The following is a 17,276-nucleotide window of genomic DNA, read 5'->3' on the forward strand; positions in this document are numbered from 1 at the left end:
GTTGATATATTCAATTTTTAATTGATGTCTTTATAAAAAAATCTATACTAACAAGACGCTAAATCACCGCATTTTTGAATGAGTATAGATTTTTTTATTTCTTACTATATAATTATCTTCGGCTTCAAATTTAACTTTTCATAGGGTTTTACTATATAGGGAAATGAATTGTTCTATTTAATATCTGTGATTCCCAACCATTGTCTCTATAAAATCATTAATAAAGTTTTTTTGATTTAATTTTAATCCAATGCGAACCCCTGTAGCTTCTGCACCTGGACGGAAATCAGCAATCGTTTGTCCTCTGAAAGATTTTAAATCAACTTCTACTTTACGATACATATATTGAACAAAACTAGGATTAGCTATTGCACTCATTGCAACTACATCATGTAAAGGAGCCCCTTTAATACTTTTATTCAATTTTTTATAGGCACTGTAATAATAATCATAAATTGGTTTTATTAATGATTTGAATGGACTATTTGTATGTTCCACAATATAATTCACTTCGTTCGGGAGCAATACAGCCGAATTTGTTACATTTAAAGGAATCATTGTTAAATTTTTTGACTGATTAATTACAAACTGTGTTGAAACAGGATCACCATACGCATTGGCTTCCGCTACAGATGTGACATTTCCTGGTTGTAAGAACACTCCGGACATGATATATACTTCCTTTACACTTTGCATTAGTTCTTTCCAAATATTTAATACCATCGCAAGGGAAGTAGATCTTCCTACATCAATAATTGTTAACTCTTCCTTGTACTTTTCAATAATTTTAGGGATTAAGCTAAAATCATGAACAGACATAGTTGTTATACTTTCAGGGGGCCGAATAGGACCAAGCCCTTCTGCGCCATGGATTTCTGGATAATAAGTAGTAAACCCATTGGAAAATGGCAAAGTTGCACCACTTATAACAGGGATATCTTGTCTTCCAGCCAATTGCAAAAGGTATAAGGCATTTCGAGTTGTTTGTTCTTTGGTAACATTACCGTAACTTGTAACAATTCCAACAATTTCAATCTTAGGATTTAGTAGACCATATATGATAGCTAGAGAATCATCAATACCTGGATCGCCAAATAACAATACTTTCTTCAAGGTATATCTCCTTTCTTGCAAAAACTAATTTTATAAGACAAGCCTTATACCATTTATATGTAAGAAATTAGTGTATTTATGACGCATGTTTTGAGATACTCCCTCTATAAGTAATTTTCTACTTAACCTCGTATAATATGAATGATAATAGGTTTGTCATGTGTGCTTTTGCGTTATTTTTCCTATATAGTAAAGAACTGTTTTATCTTGTTACATTTATAGTTGATACATTTCATTTTTATTTGCCGAATAAGAATTTTAATCGCTTCTCCTGTACGCTGTATGATAAGCGAGCGTCAAATTTCTTTCCGTTTTTGTTCGAAATAAACCCTTTAATCTGATCCGTTACATTCTTTTCTAATAACTTTTTCACATGGTTACTACTTAAATTTTTACCAGAGAATGTACCAAAAATAATGAAGTCACAGTCTTTTTTGTATTTCTCACATAAGTAGTTACTTTTCCCTACAAGAACCCTACTCTTACACAATGGACATTTACCAATGGTACGATCTTCAGTCGTTGGAAAACGGAATTTCAAACTTCCGTCCGCTTCCATATAGATAGCTGCTGTAAATTCTCCCTTTTCTCCTTGAAAGCCGTTGATAAAATCTGTTGTTTTATACTGAAGTAGCTTCTTCATTTGATTACCAGGGATTGCTTTCCCTTTCATTTTGGCTGGTAACATAAAATCACATCCATTTTTATGCTCTGTGCATCCATAAAATGTTTTACGATGAAGCATATCCCCTTTTTTACATTTTGGACATTTACCAAATGACAGCTCTTCTTGTGTTGGGAACTGAAATTTAACTTTTCCTTCATGTAACACTAAATAAGCGGAAAACTCCTTCTCATTGGACTTAAATCCTTTTAAAAGATCTGTTTTTTTATCCTCAAAAAGCTTTTTCGCTTGCGCTTCTGGAATCGCTTTTTCTTTAATTTTTTTCGGTAAGGAGATTTCACATTCCGGATAATTACTGCACCCGTAAAAGTTTCCTTTATGAAGGATTTTTCCTTTTCTACAAGGGCATTTGCACACCTCAATCTGCTGATTCCAGGTATTAATAATGCTATCCGACACCTTATCATCCATTGCGCCTAATTGTTCCACTGTGTCTTTTACAAACGTATTTGTTTTCTCCACAAATTCCTCATATTTCATTTCATTCTTTTCGATCATGTAGATCATCCCTTCCATTTCAGCCGTATAAGCTGGATTTTTGATTTCACCTACCGGAAAAGCATCTATAAACGCACGACCAATATTAGTAGTTCGAATCTGACTGTTGGTAACATCAATATAGCTTCGCTCTAACAGTTTTGGAATAAACGTTTCTTCCGTTGCGACTGTCCCAATCCGTTTTCCTTTCATAAGTTCTTTCAAATGTTCATCATCTAATTTACGCCCTGCCGTCTCCATAAAGGTTAAAATGGAACTTTCCGTATGAAAGGCTGGTTTCTTCGTTCGAGACTCAATCAAGTCATACTGAACGATTCTGAAAGAATCTCCTTCTTGTAAAATAGGTATCTGGAATGCTTCAACTGATCCCTCTTCTATATCCTCTTGAAACACACTTAGAAACCCTTTCTCTTGTAGGATCTTTTCTTTTGTACTGTATGTGTTGCCCTCTTGATCTATAAAATGCACTTCTCTTACCAGGTAGATTGCTGGTTTCATAAAATTCCCGATAAATCGTTTTACAATTAAGTCATATAACTGTTTTTCTAATGGTTCTCGGTTGGTCCCGGCATATAATTTTGTTGTTGGGATGATGGCAAAGTGACTACTGACTAATTCATCATTAAAAGTAGAATGTTTTTTCGTAATAGAAGATGTAGATACTTGTTGTACAAGATTTGCATAGGCGCTTTTTTCTAATGCTGCCATTACTTCTTTCACTCGTTCCACTTGTTCTGTAGGTAAGTGCCTGGATGAAGAACGAGGATATGTGATAAAGCCTTCTTCATACAAACTCTGAATATGCTTTTTTGCTGTTTCCGCATTTATCTTCAGCTTGGCGTGAGCATCTTTGTAGATATCCGTTAAGTTATATAATAATTTTGGTTTCTTTTTTCTATTGCTTTCTTTAAATTCCGTTAAAATCACATTCGTTTCTTTCAAGCTATCTCCAAGCTTTTGTAGTGGCGATGGATCTATCAGTTGATCTTCTGTTTTCATTACTGGTGATAAACCGTTTTCCATTAGTAGCTTTAAATTGTAATAGGTTTGTTCTTTATACTTTTGAATAGCGATTTCCCTTTGACGGATTTCATTCAAGATACACATTTGAACACGACCAGAAGCCAATAAGAATTGGTTTCTGGCTAGTTTTGATGTACAGCCTCTTGTAACATTAATCCCTAGAATATAATCCAGGTATTGCCTTGCTTTAGCCGATTGTGCAAGCCCGTCATAGTCTGTTCCTGGTTCTAATCGGTTTAATGCTCCTTCTAATTCTGCGGCTTCATAGGAAGAGATAAAAAGACGGGATTCTCGCTTGTTCACACCTGCATATTCATATAATTCACGATAGATAAGCTCACCCTCTCTATCTGCATCACAAGAGTTGACCACATGATCCACATCGGGACGATTTAACAACTTAACTAATATTTGAATTTGTTCTAGACTATCCGATTTCTCTTTATATTCCGGCTCTAAAATAATGGGTAAGTGATCAAATTTAAATTCTTTGTATCTCTCGTCCATCTCCTCCGGATGTTTTAGTTCTAATAAATGCCCCCGGCACCAACTAATAATGTAATTTTCATTTTCATAGTAACCATAATAAGGCTTGCTCCCTGGATATCTTTTTGAGTTTTTAAATCTAGGTGATTTTAATAATTCAACAGCTACCTTCGGCTTTTCTGCAATAAATAATGTTTTTCCCATACGTATTACCTCCTATTAATCTGCAATTTCAGTTTTACGCTTCCATTTCTTATTTCTGCGCTTTTTCATTATTTTGTGACCAAATAAGTAGCAACATGTTCAAAAAGACAGCTACAAGGAACATACAGCCCGCAAACAGCCATACATTCATGGCATTCTCTCCTTTCGTTCTATAAATAAGAAAGAGGGCTTTTCCTTTTACCCTCTTTCATTTTTAGATATAAAAAAATCACTCTCCGTTATCTCAATTGAGTAACAAAAAATGATTTAATCTGCTTTTCCTGTTATAAAATTTTTCATCGTTCCATTTCCATTGTTTCTTTTTTTTTACCTGATTTCTTTGTAGCCTTCGACTGTTCTACATTACCAGGCTCTGGCTCCTTTTCTTTTTCTTTATGATTCGTTTGTTTTCCGTTCAATGGCTGAAATTTTTTATCTACATCCATTTCCTTTGAAGTTGTAGACTGATTCACCATTATTCCTTCTTTCCCAAGTTTCTCATCCACTCGATTTTCTAATTTCACAACGTGTTCTTGGCTTACCAACTCATTATCAATCGAAACATACTTTGTTGTATAATATCGCTCTTCAGCTTTTACACGAGTGACAATACTATCAATATTATCTGGTGTTTCTTCATATTGTGAACGTCTGTATGCTTCGAATTTTCGGCTTAAATCTTTATCTAATGTAGTTGGCTCCTTTTCTTTTAAAGGCTGAATTTGTTGATCTAGAGAAGCAATAGGTGCATATCCATCTGCCTTCATTTCTTTATATAATTCCACTTCTTTTTCATTAAATGAGTAATCTTTTTGTCCCTCCGCTTTATCAACTAAGAGTCCATATCGTTCATCTTTTACGATTTCATCTAGACTCATATTTGCATCTTTTTCATAAACAACAAATGACAAATTCCCTCTTCCATCAAAGATAGAACGCTGAACCTTTTCATATAGATCTGGTTTCAAAATGTTATCTAAGGAGTAATCTTCCCGTTTTCCGTTCTTTTCCATGAGGAAAACAGATAAATCTTCTCGATTTGTTGAATCTTGATTCCATACAGACAAATAATCAATATCTTTCGTAACAGCATCCATCATGTGGATTCTTGCAACTTCTTCTTCATCGTGAACACCGTTTGCTAATACTTCAATTGTAACTAAGTGATTGGGTGTCTCTTTTGATTTTTCTAATGTACTTTCCTGTGCTTTTTCCATCGGTATTTCTTTGTTATTTCTATGGTTCACTACCTCATCTCGTAACGCTTGTTTCACTTCATCCGATAGATACCTTTTCTCGTTTAATACTTGTTCATATGGTGTCTTGTAGTCCCCATCTCCCATATTGAAACGATCCATACTCACAAGCTCCATTCTCCCAAAATCCCTATCGATTTCTTTCGGAATGGCAATATGATAACGAGCTTGATCGTAAGGAATGGTTTCACCTCTTTCTCTAGCTTCTTCCCTTGCTTTTTCAATATTTGCAATAACTTCAGCCATTTTTTCATTTGCTTCTCCAAATGGAATCAGTTGATTATTCTTAAAAGTTTCGTTGTCGCTCCATTGAACTAGCATAGTTGGACGGTTAATTTCGTCCTGATTTAATGCTGCATACTTTTCTTGATTCGCCTCATTAAATGCTTTAATAAATTCTTTATCACTCAATTTTTCTGCCCCTTCTACAGGCTCAAACGCTCGATTTTTATCTGCTTGTTCTCTTAAATCGTTAACAGAAATGAGTTCTTGTGTCGTATTACTTAAACTCATGTATTGCACTAGTAAAATATTTTTTTCACTTTCATTCTGTTCTCTATTTTCATTCTGCCTTTCATTTTCTTTTATTTTAGCCGCTTCATATTTTTCTGTATGAAATAATATAGCGTATCGATCATCTTGTTCTAACTCACTTAAAGGAATAAGCAAATCTTCTTCACGTACAGTAAATGATTGACTTTCGTTTCTATCAAGGAGAGTATCTTTTACTTTTTCATAAACATCTCCTTTAAAAATATGTTCAATATTAGAAACATCCCTTTCACCATTATAAAATTCATCACGGTCTAATACACCTGGATCATAAATTGCCATATGATATACTTCTTTGGTTTCTGCATCCACCATGTGTAATTTTGCAATCTCACCGTCTTTTATATCCTTATCTAGTATTTCAACTGTTACTACATGCTCTTTCCCATTATCAGACACTTGTTTTGACATATTATCTACTCCCTTTTCATTCGTTTTTTCTTTTTCCTTTTCTAACGTATTTTCAATTGTTTCAATAAATTCAATTGAAGTTTCATGTACTTCTTTCAACAACTTGGTTTTATCTTTCACTTCTTTTCCTTGTGTCCAGTTCGCTAAATATCCTAACGAATATTCGCTTGTATCAATTCCAAAATAAGAAGAAACGGCATATGCTGTCATTTCTGCTTGAAACTCTTTTTCTGGTGCTGTGTAATTCATATGTGTCTCTGCTGTATGAAGTTTGGCATGCGCCAATTCGTGAAGAAGTGTTTTTACATTTTGTAATTCACTGTTTCTAGGATTCAAAGCAACCTCTTTTGTTAAGGTGTAACTAACTCCCTTTGCGACCCCAAGTTCTTGCTTCGGCTGAATAATTTTCACACCGTTTTTTTCCGCAATGGCTTCCATTCCCTTTTACAAACTCTTGTAATCTGTTACGCTCCCGTCTAGCCAACGATTCGGAAAAATACGAGGAAGATCTTCCGCTTTTGCGTTTGTTTGGGACACATCAAACACATGACCGACAGCAAAATATAAACGACCAGGCATCACTTCTACGCTTTTAGATTCAATTTGTTTCTTCTCTTCCTCATTTGCTTTAGTTACTGTTTTCCAAGTGCCTTCCTTGTCTTTAAATTTTGCTACAGTTCGGTTTGGAACAAGAATTTTGATTCCTTTCTCACCCTTCTTAACCGGAAATCCTTTTTCTTTCCAAAAAGAAAAGGAACCAACTGCACTGGCTCCCTGGAATTGACTTTGTATTAATGAAATATTAGATGGTGAATAGTGATAAAACTTTGCCATAAATGATAGATACTCTTTCAAATCTCCTGTTGTACGAAAATAGCTTTCAATGCTGTTTTCCATTCCTTTTGTAAGTGCTTGAACTTCTTCTTTTTTCTGTTCTACAGATTTTACTGGATATTTTTTTTTATAAGCCATGATTCAAGAACTCCTTCATTACGTAATTAATTTTTTATTAGTTCATCAAAATTTACATTCCAATTGTCAGTGAACCCTAAAAATATCTCGTAACCTATAGGTATGCCTTTTTCGCTTACTTCTATATAAACTCCATCTTCATATTCGTCTTGAACATTAATTTCTTTTTTCCAAAGATCAATGCCCTTCCACCCATATATTTTTGCGAAAGTTGATGCCACTTGAATTATTTCTATTTCTTGCTCTGCCGTTGCTACCATTTCAAACTGAAAGGAAGAATGTGTCCATTTCTTTTCACCATCTTTATATGGAATTTCTTTGAAATGTGGGTACTTATTTTGGGTATATAAATTTAGTTCATCATGTTCTTTTCCAGCCTCAGTTGATTCAGTATCCCTTGTGATTAAATATAAATTTTTCAATGCCAATTCCTCCTTTTTCAAATAAAAAAACTAGATAACTTTTTGCCATCTAGTTTCAATACAGTAACTTATTGTTTTACTTTTCTTTAGATGCTTCCAATAATTCTTCCATATCTTCTTCATTCCATCTCTCAGCTGTATCAAAGAAAAGCTCATGAGTTTTTACATTGATCGGAACTAACATATTCTCTTGATTCATGACATGAACTGCAAGTTCTTCCTCTTGTTCTCGTGTAATTTTGATTGTTAGTTCTTCCTCTTTTACAAGTAAAATAAGTTCACCTTCTCCAACCTCTTTAATGACCCCTAATGCGATATCTTCACGAAATAATAACATCCTAATAACCTCCTGTTTTTTTATAAAAAGAAACAATGTAGCTTACGTTACATTGTTCTTTGATGCCTCATGATCTAAACGTTTTTGTCTTGCGTTACTAATCCGTTCGGCTACGACTTCTTTTGCTATCTTCACACTTCCCATCTCTTGTTTATCAGTCGTAATAAGACTATCTACACCCTCTAAAAAGAAATAACCATTTAATAACTCAATTAAAATTTGCGTATTTCTATCCGCACTATTTGCACCAAGACGAATTTTTGTTAGTTCACTTTTCAACACATCGTGTAGATTCTTTGATACAATTTCGGAAATATAATTCAATGACCATTCTGAACTTTTTGATGCTTGATGCTCCATACAAATTTTTGATATAGCATCACCAGGATGAGTAATATTATTTTCATCCATGTAGTCTTGAATGTATTGATGGACATTTTCATTCAACGATAACTTCATTCGTATTTTTTTATTCTCCATGATCTAACCCCTCTCATTTTCATATGCATTTTCCCTTTGCATACGCTCATAATACTTTTGATTTTTCCAACTTTCATATTCACTTTTAAAAGCACTTTCCACTTTCCTCATAGAATACTGAATAGATACATTCTGCTGAAATTTTCGAAATGACTTTGATTTTTTCATGTGATGGATTCTTTTTTGTTCTTTATCATATGCCTTCATTTCTTGTAAAAAAGCGTTACCCATTCTTTTATACAAATCATTGATTTTGTTCGTCTTGTAATTTTCATATTGCTTCTTATCATACTTTCCTTCCCCATATGCTTCTTTAAAAACTTTCACTTCTTTATCTAACTTTTGAAGAAACTGATCGTAATCTTTTTTATGATGATGTTGAATATACCGACTGCTTAATTCATCAATTTGCGGCTTTAATGGTTGAATCGTATTGTAGCTATATTGCCACTGTCTTTTATCACTTGGTAACTGTTTATAGATTTGTAAAAACAATGGTTTCAAATGTTGATTACGCCAATCAAAAACGGAATCTTCTTTTTTCCTTCCCACCATATTGTTTCGAATCAGATCATTAATTTGTTTTTGTTCCTGCTTACGATCTAACAAATTATTTACGACTTTACCCTTCATTGCATCTAATGTTTTTGGTTTTCTTTTGCCACGTTCTCTCGTTGGAAATGGTTCAACAGTTGCAACATGAATATGGATATTATCCGTATTAAAGTGAATGGCTGCCGACCAGATAGAGCTTTTTTCCAAACCCTCTCTTTTTTGCATTTCCTTCATCGCAAGCCGTGTTACATCCATTAACTTTTTTTCATCCAATGTTTTTGTTTTCTCATCATAAATTCCTTGTTTCTCTAACCAAGGATTATGAAAAGAAATGACATCTTGCCACATGATACTTCCATTCTCATGGGCGGTTTTAAACATTTCCTTTAAGGACTTTTTTTCACTTTCTGTTAAACGATTTGCGTGTTCCGTAAATAGTGCCGATGTCTTTTCTGAATTCCCCATATAGTCTTGATACGTTTCGAACATTTTCGGATTCAGCTTCACTTCACTTTTCGCTTCCTCTCGATCTACATAATCAATATAGTTCTGAAACGCATCGGAACTTGGTAACACAAATTTCGTTTTTAAAACAACACCTGGTGTGACGGAAGACTGAACAGGAACCGCATTACTCATTTTCAACATCCTGCATCATCATTTGAATAAACTCATTCATTTTTTCCATTGCGCTATAACAATCACTCATCATATGGATGTTCTTTTCAATAAGATTTTCTAACTCCATTTCCCTTTTATTTTGTTGCTGAAAGAATGCCAACATTTCAATTTGAGCTTTCAAAAACTTTTGTCTGGATAATCCTTTCTTTTTTGCGATTTCATCTATTTTCTTTAAGGCAACTGGATCTATATCTCTTATTTTTAGATTCACAATTTCCGCTCCTTTCTGCAATTCTGGGTAGAGATCAAAAATAGCGAGAAGAGCATAAGGGGTTTCTGCCCCCACCGAGGGTGTGGGGCTAGGCGGAGCCTAGCGAAACGATGGGGGCAAGAAAAGAAGTTGAATGTCCCCATTACGTCCCTACTTTTTTTATTAATGTCTCCACCATGTCCCGTTATTTTTTCTTAATGTCCCTTTCGTGTCCCCTTATTTCACCTCAATGTCTCCATTGTGTCCCTATATCTTTTTTCACTTTTTATTAATTTCTTGTGCCTTTTGCTCTAACTTTTTGATTTTATCTCGTGCAATTTTTTGTTCTCCTTTAAACAATTCCACGTTCTTTTCTGATGATTTTATTTTAGATTCTAAGGATGCTATTTTTGATTGTGTTTCCGTTTTTTCTGCTTCCGTTTGATACTTCATTTCATCTTGTAATTCTTTTACTTTTTCATAAACTGTCTTCGCATTTTCTTCTTCCAGTTTGATTGCTTTCCCATAATTTTTTATCTTTGTTTCGATATCCTTTTTGTCTCTTTCTATAAAATCTAGCTCATATGTTTTTTTATCTTCAGCTATCAATTCGTCATTCGCTTTTGTTTTTCTTTGATCGGTAAAAATCGTCTGAACTAATTTATTCGGACTTTTTGTTGCTGCATTTTCTTCTTCAGTTTCGTTAACATCTTGTGTGAATTTACGAATATCCATTTGTTCTTTCTCACCATTTTTATTGTAAATATCGAAAGCTAACGCTCCCCAATTCGGAGATAAGTCTTTTACTTCTACAACGTATTTTCCGTTCTCCTCGTACAATACTTTGACAGGTAATTGAACACCTGGATTTGCTTTTTGCTGTGCTTTAAATGTATATCCTGTTTCCTCATATCCTTCTAATCGAAAGTAAATTTGTATAAAGTTTTTGTGTGGATTGTATTCCCTTTTCTCTACAATCAATTTCCCCATACCCGACAACTTAATTACTTTATTTGTCTCTGTATGGAATAGTTTTTCATCGTTTGGCATGTAAATTTTTGATGTCAAGAAAGCGAAAAAACCCAAAAATAGAAAGCTGATAATTGTTAAGTAAATCCACGACTTATTTTTTCTTAGATTGATTCTTTCACTCTTCTTACCAATCGCTCCTATCACACTCTCACCCCACCTTTTTCGTTATAAAACTTTCATATTTAACTCTTCCACACTTGTAACTCGCCATATTTCATTTTCTTTTTTCATGATGATTCGTAACACATTGTTTACTTTTTCTTCTCGGTTTTGCGTTGAATCTGTCGTGACATTTATAAATTCAGCTAACACATTTACCTCCTCTTTATCGGGTTCATTTTCTTGTAAATAAAACTTCATTTCTATTGGTTTTGTTTTATACGTATCTCCTAATTCGTATTTATCAGTCGGATAAAATTGTTGTAAAAGTTCTTCACTCATAATGGATTTTGCTTTTTCTTTCCGCTCACTGTAGCCTTCTTTTTCTCGATGAAATGATAATTGAATAAACGTTTCGGCTGTCGATAAATACGCCCTTCTCTGTTGTTCTTGTGCGGAAGGAAGTACCTTATCCAGTCGTTTTTTTAAGTCTTCATTTTGTTTTGTTAGTAATTCATTTGAAAGTTTTAACTGTTTTTCTTTGCCATCACTCATTGATTTTTTGCTCAAATAGATATTAAAAGCTGTTACACCTACAACTAAAATGACAAACACAATAAACAAAGATTTTCGTTTATCTTTCATTCTTTTAGTCTCCTATTCTTTCGGTTTTTAGAACCTTCTTACATGACCAGAAAAGACTTTTTTCCAATACGGATTATTTAAATCTTCAATAGAAACACCTTTATTCGTTTGACATCCAATAAAAGTATTCTTATCAATTACAATACCAACGTGTCCGTCATGTTTGTAGGTATCAAAGAAAATAACGTCACCTGGTTTCATATCATTTGCTGATACTTTTGTACCAATTTTATTTAATGTTTCCGTACTTACAGCTCCTATTGGACTGGTATACATACCTACTTGTTCGAACGCCCAGCGTACAAAACTTGAACAATCAAAAATCCCTCTTGCGATGTCATTCGTGTTACGTCCTCCACCAAATACATAGGTAGAACGTCCTATCCATTGGCGACCTACATCGGCAACTTTCGAACCGCTGCTTCCGCCACTTCCTGGATTTCCTCCGCCACCAGAAACGACAGAACCTGGCTGATAATATTTTAAAACTGCGTCAACGTACAAGTAGAGTAAGCACCCAGCGCCTTTCCACGTTTCTGTGATAGGTTTCCAAATGCTCCTCTCCGAACCGGACTTACATGTCTCCATGTATCCGGCTCTCCATCTGTCATCTGCATTTTTATATCTCGCCTTTGTGTCTTTTTAAATGACACTCCTTACAAAGAGCGATTGTTTTACGATTTCTCGCTATCATTTGTTGTTCGAGATATGATTTATTCGACTTTGCCCGAAGATTTTTCAACCTTTTAACGTGATGCATGTGTATGGTTGTATTGCTTCGTCCACATGATTCGCACGTTTCTGCTTTTATTCGGTCTGAGAGCCTTGTTGTACTCATTGTGTATCTAGTATTTTGCACAACATCTGTTTGCTCTTTAGAAATTCCGTTTATTCTCGGAAAATTGCGCTCGATAAAGTGGATTTGTTTTATTCCTCTTTTTGTTTCATATTCCACTGTAAAGCGTCCATTTTTCATGTACTTTTTCCGAATATGTTTGGTACGCTTTCTATATTTCGTAGCGAATGTTTTCAACATCGAATAAAACATGAAGTAAGTGAACCTATGCATATGATTACTCACGTTCTCGGCTAGTCGATAATAGTTATACAATCCACGTATTTCACTGTTATACTGGGAAACAATCTCTAAGTCTTCATTTCGTTGAAAGTAATTTCTTGGTTTAGGCTTCCAAGTGCCGTTGGCACTCATTTGGATGGCTTGGTACTTTTGTAACTTATTTACCCATGCTTTATGTGGCATTTTTAATTGGACTTTGCCATTTAACAATCTTATTTTTCTACCTAATTTATCCGTACGAATTGCTTGGCTTTTGAATATCTTGATTTCATATCCAAGAAACTGGGCTTGTTTATTTGATGCATTTGTTATTAACGTTTTTTCCATGGACAGTTCCAATTTCAACTTATCTTTGAGAAATTTTGCTATTTCTTCTTTTACATGTTGGGCATCCTTTTTTGAACCGATAATTCCTATCAAGAAGTCATCTGCATATCTTACATAGGTAAGTCTTCTATATTCATTGTCCATTTGATCGCTGTAAGGCATTTGTTTCAGCTTTTTCTTCAGTACCTTCACTTCTTCTTTCCAGTTTTCGATACTATCAGAATCATCATGTTCATTGGTATTATCAATTTTCTTCTCAAGCCTACGCATTTTACTTCGCACGTTTTCATATTCAGGATTTTTCTTTCGTCTCTTTCCCTGATTGAAGTTGTTCTTAAAACATTCCATATATACGTCCAATTCATTAAGGTAAATATTTGAGAGTATCGGACTGATAATACCACCCTGTGGAGCTCCACTATATGTGTTGTGAAACTTCCACTCGTCTAAATACCCCGCACGTAAGAACTTCCAAATGAGTTCTATGAAGTTTTCATCGGAGATTTTTCTTCGCAGAATCTCCACTAAAGTATGATGTTCAATGTTATCAAAGAAACCCCGAATATCTCCTTCTATGAACCATTTACTTCCTGTAAAAGTACGCTTTATTTCTAATAGAGCGCTATGACAACTTTTATTTTTCCGGTACGCGTGTGAAGAAGTGGAAAAATTCGGTTCATAGATTGCTTCTAAAATCATACGAATAACTTCTTGCACTAATTTGTCACAGAAGCTTGGTATTCCTAAGGGTCTTTTCTTACCATTTTTCTTCGGTATATAAACTCTTTTGGACGGATAGGGTTGATAACGCTTGTTTCTCAGCACTTCAATGAGCTGTTCTACTTCTTCCATAGAAAATCCATCAATAGACCTTTGGTCTACTCCCATAGTTAATGCGCCATCGTTTTTACTTAGATTATTGTATGCCAGTAAAAAGAAATCTGGATTGTAAAGATTTCGATAGAGTCTTGTATATTGATACTTTTTATCAAGACTCTTCTTTCGCAGATTGCTTAATACTACTTTTGGACATTGCATAGTGCCTTTCGCACCTCCCCAATTTGGTAATAAGCTAACAGACTGCCTTCCTTCGCCTTGTACTAGGCTTTCCCTAGCTCTGACTACTATGAAGGCTCCGTTGCCATATCAGATATTCATAAGCCATACTTCTTGACTGTTGGGTCTTGAAGTTATCCTTAATAGCCATTTGGGCGTTCTGACTTAGGCAATCCCCATTTAGTAGACAAGGAACTTGCACATACAATTTCGGATACGACGTTCACACGTTTCTTCCATATAGAAGCGGGCAACAGATGACCTTATTCATGTAGGATGACATTCACTATCCTCATGACATCTGTTAAATCTCGTTTGTAAGCATCTTCCGAGATTAGTTACGGTAGCCTCCCTTGTGCTATCGTTCAAGCAGTCTAGCTTTTATCCTTATTCGTATTTTATATCTCGCCGTTCAGTCGTGGCTTGATGCTTAACCAACTTACGGCTTTCTTGGCATGCTGTTGTCCCCCTTCAGTTTCCCTCCAAGGTAAACCAAGTGATACTAGGTCATTTAAGGTTAACCTAACGGCTTGCAATCACCGTTTTTCCTTGTCCCCTTATGGGCGCACAATATCGCCATAACACGCTTGATATGGTACGGCTTCTGGTCTAAGGCAATGATACATTCCGGTATGTTTTACTTTTTGATACTGTTGTTGTGAAAATTTAATTGCTAATTCTTTCGTGTACTTGCCACCATTTGCGCCAACAAAATCAAAAAATCCTGTCCCGAAATTGTAGGCTTGAAGGGCTGTTTTAATATGATCCATATCCCCAGGACTCGTTACTCCGGCTCTTTCTATCGCATGTTTAAACTCCTGTACACCAGCCCAAATACTGTAGTCTGGATCTGTAATACAGTTTGGTGATTTACAATATTTCGTATTAAATGCGCCTTCGGAACTCTGCATCGGATCACTACCACGTCCTCCACTCTCTTGCATCATTTGTGCAAGCATTAAAGCAACAAATGGTTCCACGCCAAAGGCTTTCGCATGCTTCCGAATCGTAGGTTCCCATTTCAAAACTTCGGGCGATACATTCATCACTTGCCCTTCACCTGTATACGTAATGTCACCCGTGTCCGTTCCGCTATCGCTCCCCATTGCCGCAATGAAAATACTAACGACTCCAAGTAAAAGAAAAGAAAAAAGACCCATCACAAGTAGCGCTAAAGTGATGAGCCATTTCTTTGGTATAACCTTCAAAACTAGATGCATGGTATTAAGCACCTCCCCCGAATAACATCAATTCTTCGTCTGTTACTTCTACATGGAAGTGAATGTTTTTTACAGCTCCAATACTTAAAATGACATCCCCTGTTGGTAAATGTGGAATCGCTGCAATCTCACTTTCACTTAACTGTCCTGCAAATACTTTTCGTAACATATCTAAACTGTTATTATCTTGCTGCATGATAAATTTGTACTGTGTAAGTTCAAATAGTTTTTTAATTTCATCAATCATTTCTTGTGAAGATCCTTCCGGTACAAAATCACGAATCGTGTGACTTGCATATAAAAGCCCTGCAAAGTATTTTCGATCTTCTCGGCTAAGTTTCGTTAAAAATTGTAGAGCATGAGCGCTTTCTTTTTTCGTGTTGATGATATGATGCGCCTCGTCAATAATAATGAAATAACGAGTTACATCTTCAAAAGCAAGTTGCTTTTTGTTAAAGGCTTTTAATTGAGGTGCACCATTTGAAATCATTTCATCCCAAAGGAGATTTAACACATTAAAGATCTGTGCCTGGAATACTTCTGGTTTAAAGCTGGATATATTCCGTAAGGAAAAGGATACAACTTGTTCTTTCTTGAAATCTTCAATTGTAGTATGACCATCAAATAATTCTGCATATGCTTCTACTAAATTTGTAAGATTTAATTCAATTAATTCTAAACGATGAATTCTACTGTCTCCTAAATTATCATGATGCTTTCTAGCTTCTACATCTTGATATAATTCTTTACGAACAAACATTAAAAAGTCAGAGAAAATCGGATATTCTTTTGATTTTCTTGTTGTAATTTCATTTTTCGCTCCTTTTTCGTCATTCCATAATCCCATACGAATATATAATTTACGAAGCAAATTTTCATATTCTTTAATTTCATCATCTTTTGCTTCTGGCGCAATGAATCGATAAAAAATTGTCAATTTAGATAGATGTTGAGTGAAACTAACTTCTTCAAGTTCTGCTGTTTTGTACACTTGAAGTGGGTTAATTTGACCTTGAGAACCGTCTAATGAGATGGTCTTTCCTCCTAGTTCTTTCACTGTATCTGTAAACTCTTCTACAACATCAAATATCCGAACAAAATGACCCTTACTTGCATAATCCACACTTTTCTTTTTTAACAATGTTGATTTCCCCGCACCAGACTTCCCAATCATTACACCGTTATAACTCTTTCTTTGATTGTCTTTATGGAAGATATCAAAAATAACATTTCCTTTTGTTTTCGTTGTTCCATAATACGTACCGTATGGATCGTGCAAATAGGAATAATGAAACGGACACCCACCAGCCAAACTGACTGCCGGAATTTCTTTCCCTTTTCTTCGGTTCACATAATTTTTTTGTGTATCAAAGCTCGTTACGAGTGCATCCCATTCATACTCTTGTTCATTTAAAAAGACAGCTCCTCGAAAGTTATAAGATTCTAATGTTTCCAGGATTTCTTTTACTTGTTTTTCTAGCTCATCTATTGTTCTAGCGGAAACATAAATACGAATGTGAATACGTTTCATGACCTCACCTTGTTTCAAATCCGTATAGAGAGCTTCCAGCTCTAAAAATTCATTTTTCGCATCGATCCGATCTATATTATCTTTCGCTGTATCATGCCGAACACTTTGTTCACTCATGGATTTATTAATCGATTCAACAACTTCATTTCGATTATCACTCATGACATCTAATGTTGTGATCACATTTGGCATATTCATAATTTGCTCTAACCAAAAATCATTTACCTCTGTTGGATAATCATAGACATGAATGCAAGTACCTAATCCATCACCTGTTTGAAAATAACTTTCTTTAAAACTAATTCCCCCTTGTGGCTGAACTCTAGCTACTAAAAAGGGGTTATAACCTTTCTTCTTTTTTAGTTCCTCTTGTTTTTCTTTTTTAGATTTTTTACTCTTGAACGCAAACATATTGTTGCCCCC

The 17,276-nt window shown here is 34.9% G+C and carries 11 protein-coding genes and 3 pseudogenes; all 14 read right to left on the minus strand.

Going from position 1 to position 17,276, the window contains the following annotated elements; genetic code table 11:
- Positions 1 to 177: 177 nt before the first annotated feature.
- The gene (locus tag MHB52_RS34535) at positions 178 to 1,113 is read right to left on the minus strand and encodes a nucleoside hydrolase (RefSeq protein WP_061664317.1); all 936 of its coding nucleotides are present in this window, start codon (positions 1,111 to 1,113) and stop codon (positions 178 to 180) included.
- A gap of 238 nt (positions 1,114 to 1,351) precedes the next feature.
- Positions 1,352 to 4,009, minus strand: a complete 2,658-nt coding sequence (locus MHB52_RS34540; protein ID WP_061664318.1) for a type IA DNA topoisomerase — start codon at positions 4,007 to 4,009, stop codon at positions 1,352 to 1,354.
- A gap of 296 nt (positions 4,010 to 4,305) precedes the next feature.
- A pseudogene (locus MHB52_RS34545) lies at positions 4,306 to 7,200 on the minus strand (LPD25 domain-containing protein).
- A 26-nt stretch (positions 7,201 to 7,226) separates the two neighbouring features.
- Positions 7,227 to 7,622, minus strand: coding sequence for a hypothetical protein (locus MHB52_RS34555; protein ID WP_061664319.1), 396 nt, complete (start codon positions 7,620 to 7,622; stop codon positions 7,227 to 7,229).
- Between the two features lie 76 nt (positions 7,623 to 7,698).
- Complete coding sequence (locus MHB52_RS34560) at positions 7,699 to 7,959, minus strand: hypothetical protein (RefSeq protein ID WP_061664320.1); 261 nt, start codon at positions 7,957 to 7,959, stop codon at positions 7,699 to 7,701.
- Between the two features lie 42 nt (positions 7,960 to 8,001).
- Positions 8,002 to 8,439: a hypothetical protein gene (locus MHB52_RS34565; protein WP_061664321.1), complete on the minus strand. Its 438-nt coding sequence runs from the start codon at positions 8,437 to 8,439 to the stop codon at positions 8,002 to 8,004.
- Positions 8,440 to 8,442: 3 nt separating this feature from the next.
- The gene (gene mobP2 / locus MHB52_RS34570) at positions 8,443 to 9,633 is read right to left on the minus strand and encodes a MobP2 family relaxase (RefSeq protein WP_061664322.1); all 1,191 of its coding nucleotides are present in this window, start codon (positions 9,631 to 9,633) and stop codon (positions 8,443 to 8,445) included.
- On the minus strand, positions 9,626 to 9,886 hold the full coding sequence (locus tag MHB52_RS34575) for a hypothetical protein (RefSeq protein ID WP_061664323.1): 261 nt from the start codon (positions 9,884 to 9,886) through the stop codon (positions 9,626 to 9,628). The genes mobP2 and MHB52_RS34575 overlap by 8 nt, the downstream gene beginning before the upstream one ends.
- Before the next feature lie 258 nt (positions 9,887 to 10,144).
- Complete coding sequence (locus MHB52_RS34580; RefSeq protein ID WP_000578559.1) at positions 10,145 to 11,041, minus strand: hypothetical protein; 897 nt, start codon at positions 11,039 to 11,041, stop codon at positions 10,145 to 10,147.
- A 21-nt stretch (positions 11,042 to 11,062) separates the two neighbouring features.
- Positions 11,063 to 11,641, minus strand: coding sequence for a hypothetical protein (locus tag MHB52_RS34585; RefSeq protein WP_061664324.1), 579 nt, complete (start codon positions 11,639 to 11,641; stop codon positions 11,063 to 11,065).
- Positions 11,642 to 11,668: 27 nt separating this feature from the next.
- Positions 11,669 to 12,145: pseudogene (locus MHB52_RS34590) on the minus strand (C40 family peptidase); the annotation flags it as partial.
- Between the two features lie 115 nt (positions 12,146 to 12,260).
- A complete protein-coding gene (locus MHB52_RS34595) occupies positions 12,261 to 14,084 on the minus strand; it encodes a reverse transcriptase domain-containing protein (RefSeq protein ID WP_061663082.1) in 1,824 nt (607 codons plus the stop codon).
- A gap of 584 nt (positions 14,085 to 14,668) precedes the next feature.
- Positions 14,669 to 15,322: pseudogene (locus MHB52_RS34600) on the minus strand (lysozyme family protein); the annotation flags it as partial.
- 4 nt (positions 15,323 to 15,326) lie between these two features.
- Positions 15,327 to 17,264, minus strand: coding sequence for a VirB4 family type IV secretion system protein (locus MHB52_RS34605; RefSeq protein ID WP_012263720.1), 1,938 nt, complete (start codon positions 17,262 to 17,264; stop codon positions 15,327 to 15,329).
- Between the last annotated feature and the right edge of the window lie 12 nt (positions 17,265 to 17,276).

It is taken from the genome of Bacillus sp. FSL K6-0073 (assembly GCF_038006085.1).
Lineage (GTDB): Bacteria > Bacillota > Bacilli > Bacillales > Bacillaceae_G > Bacillus_A > Bacillus_A cereus.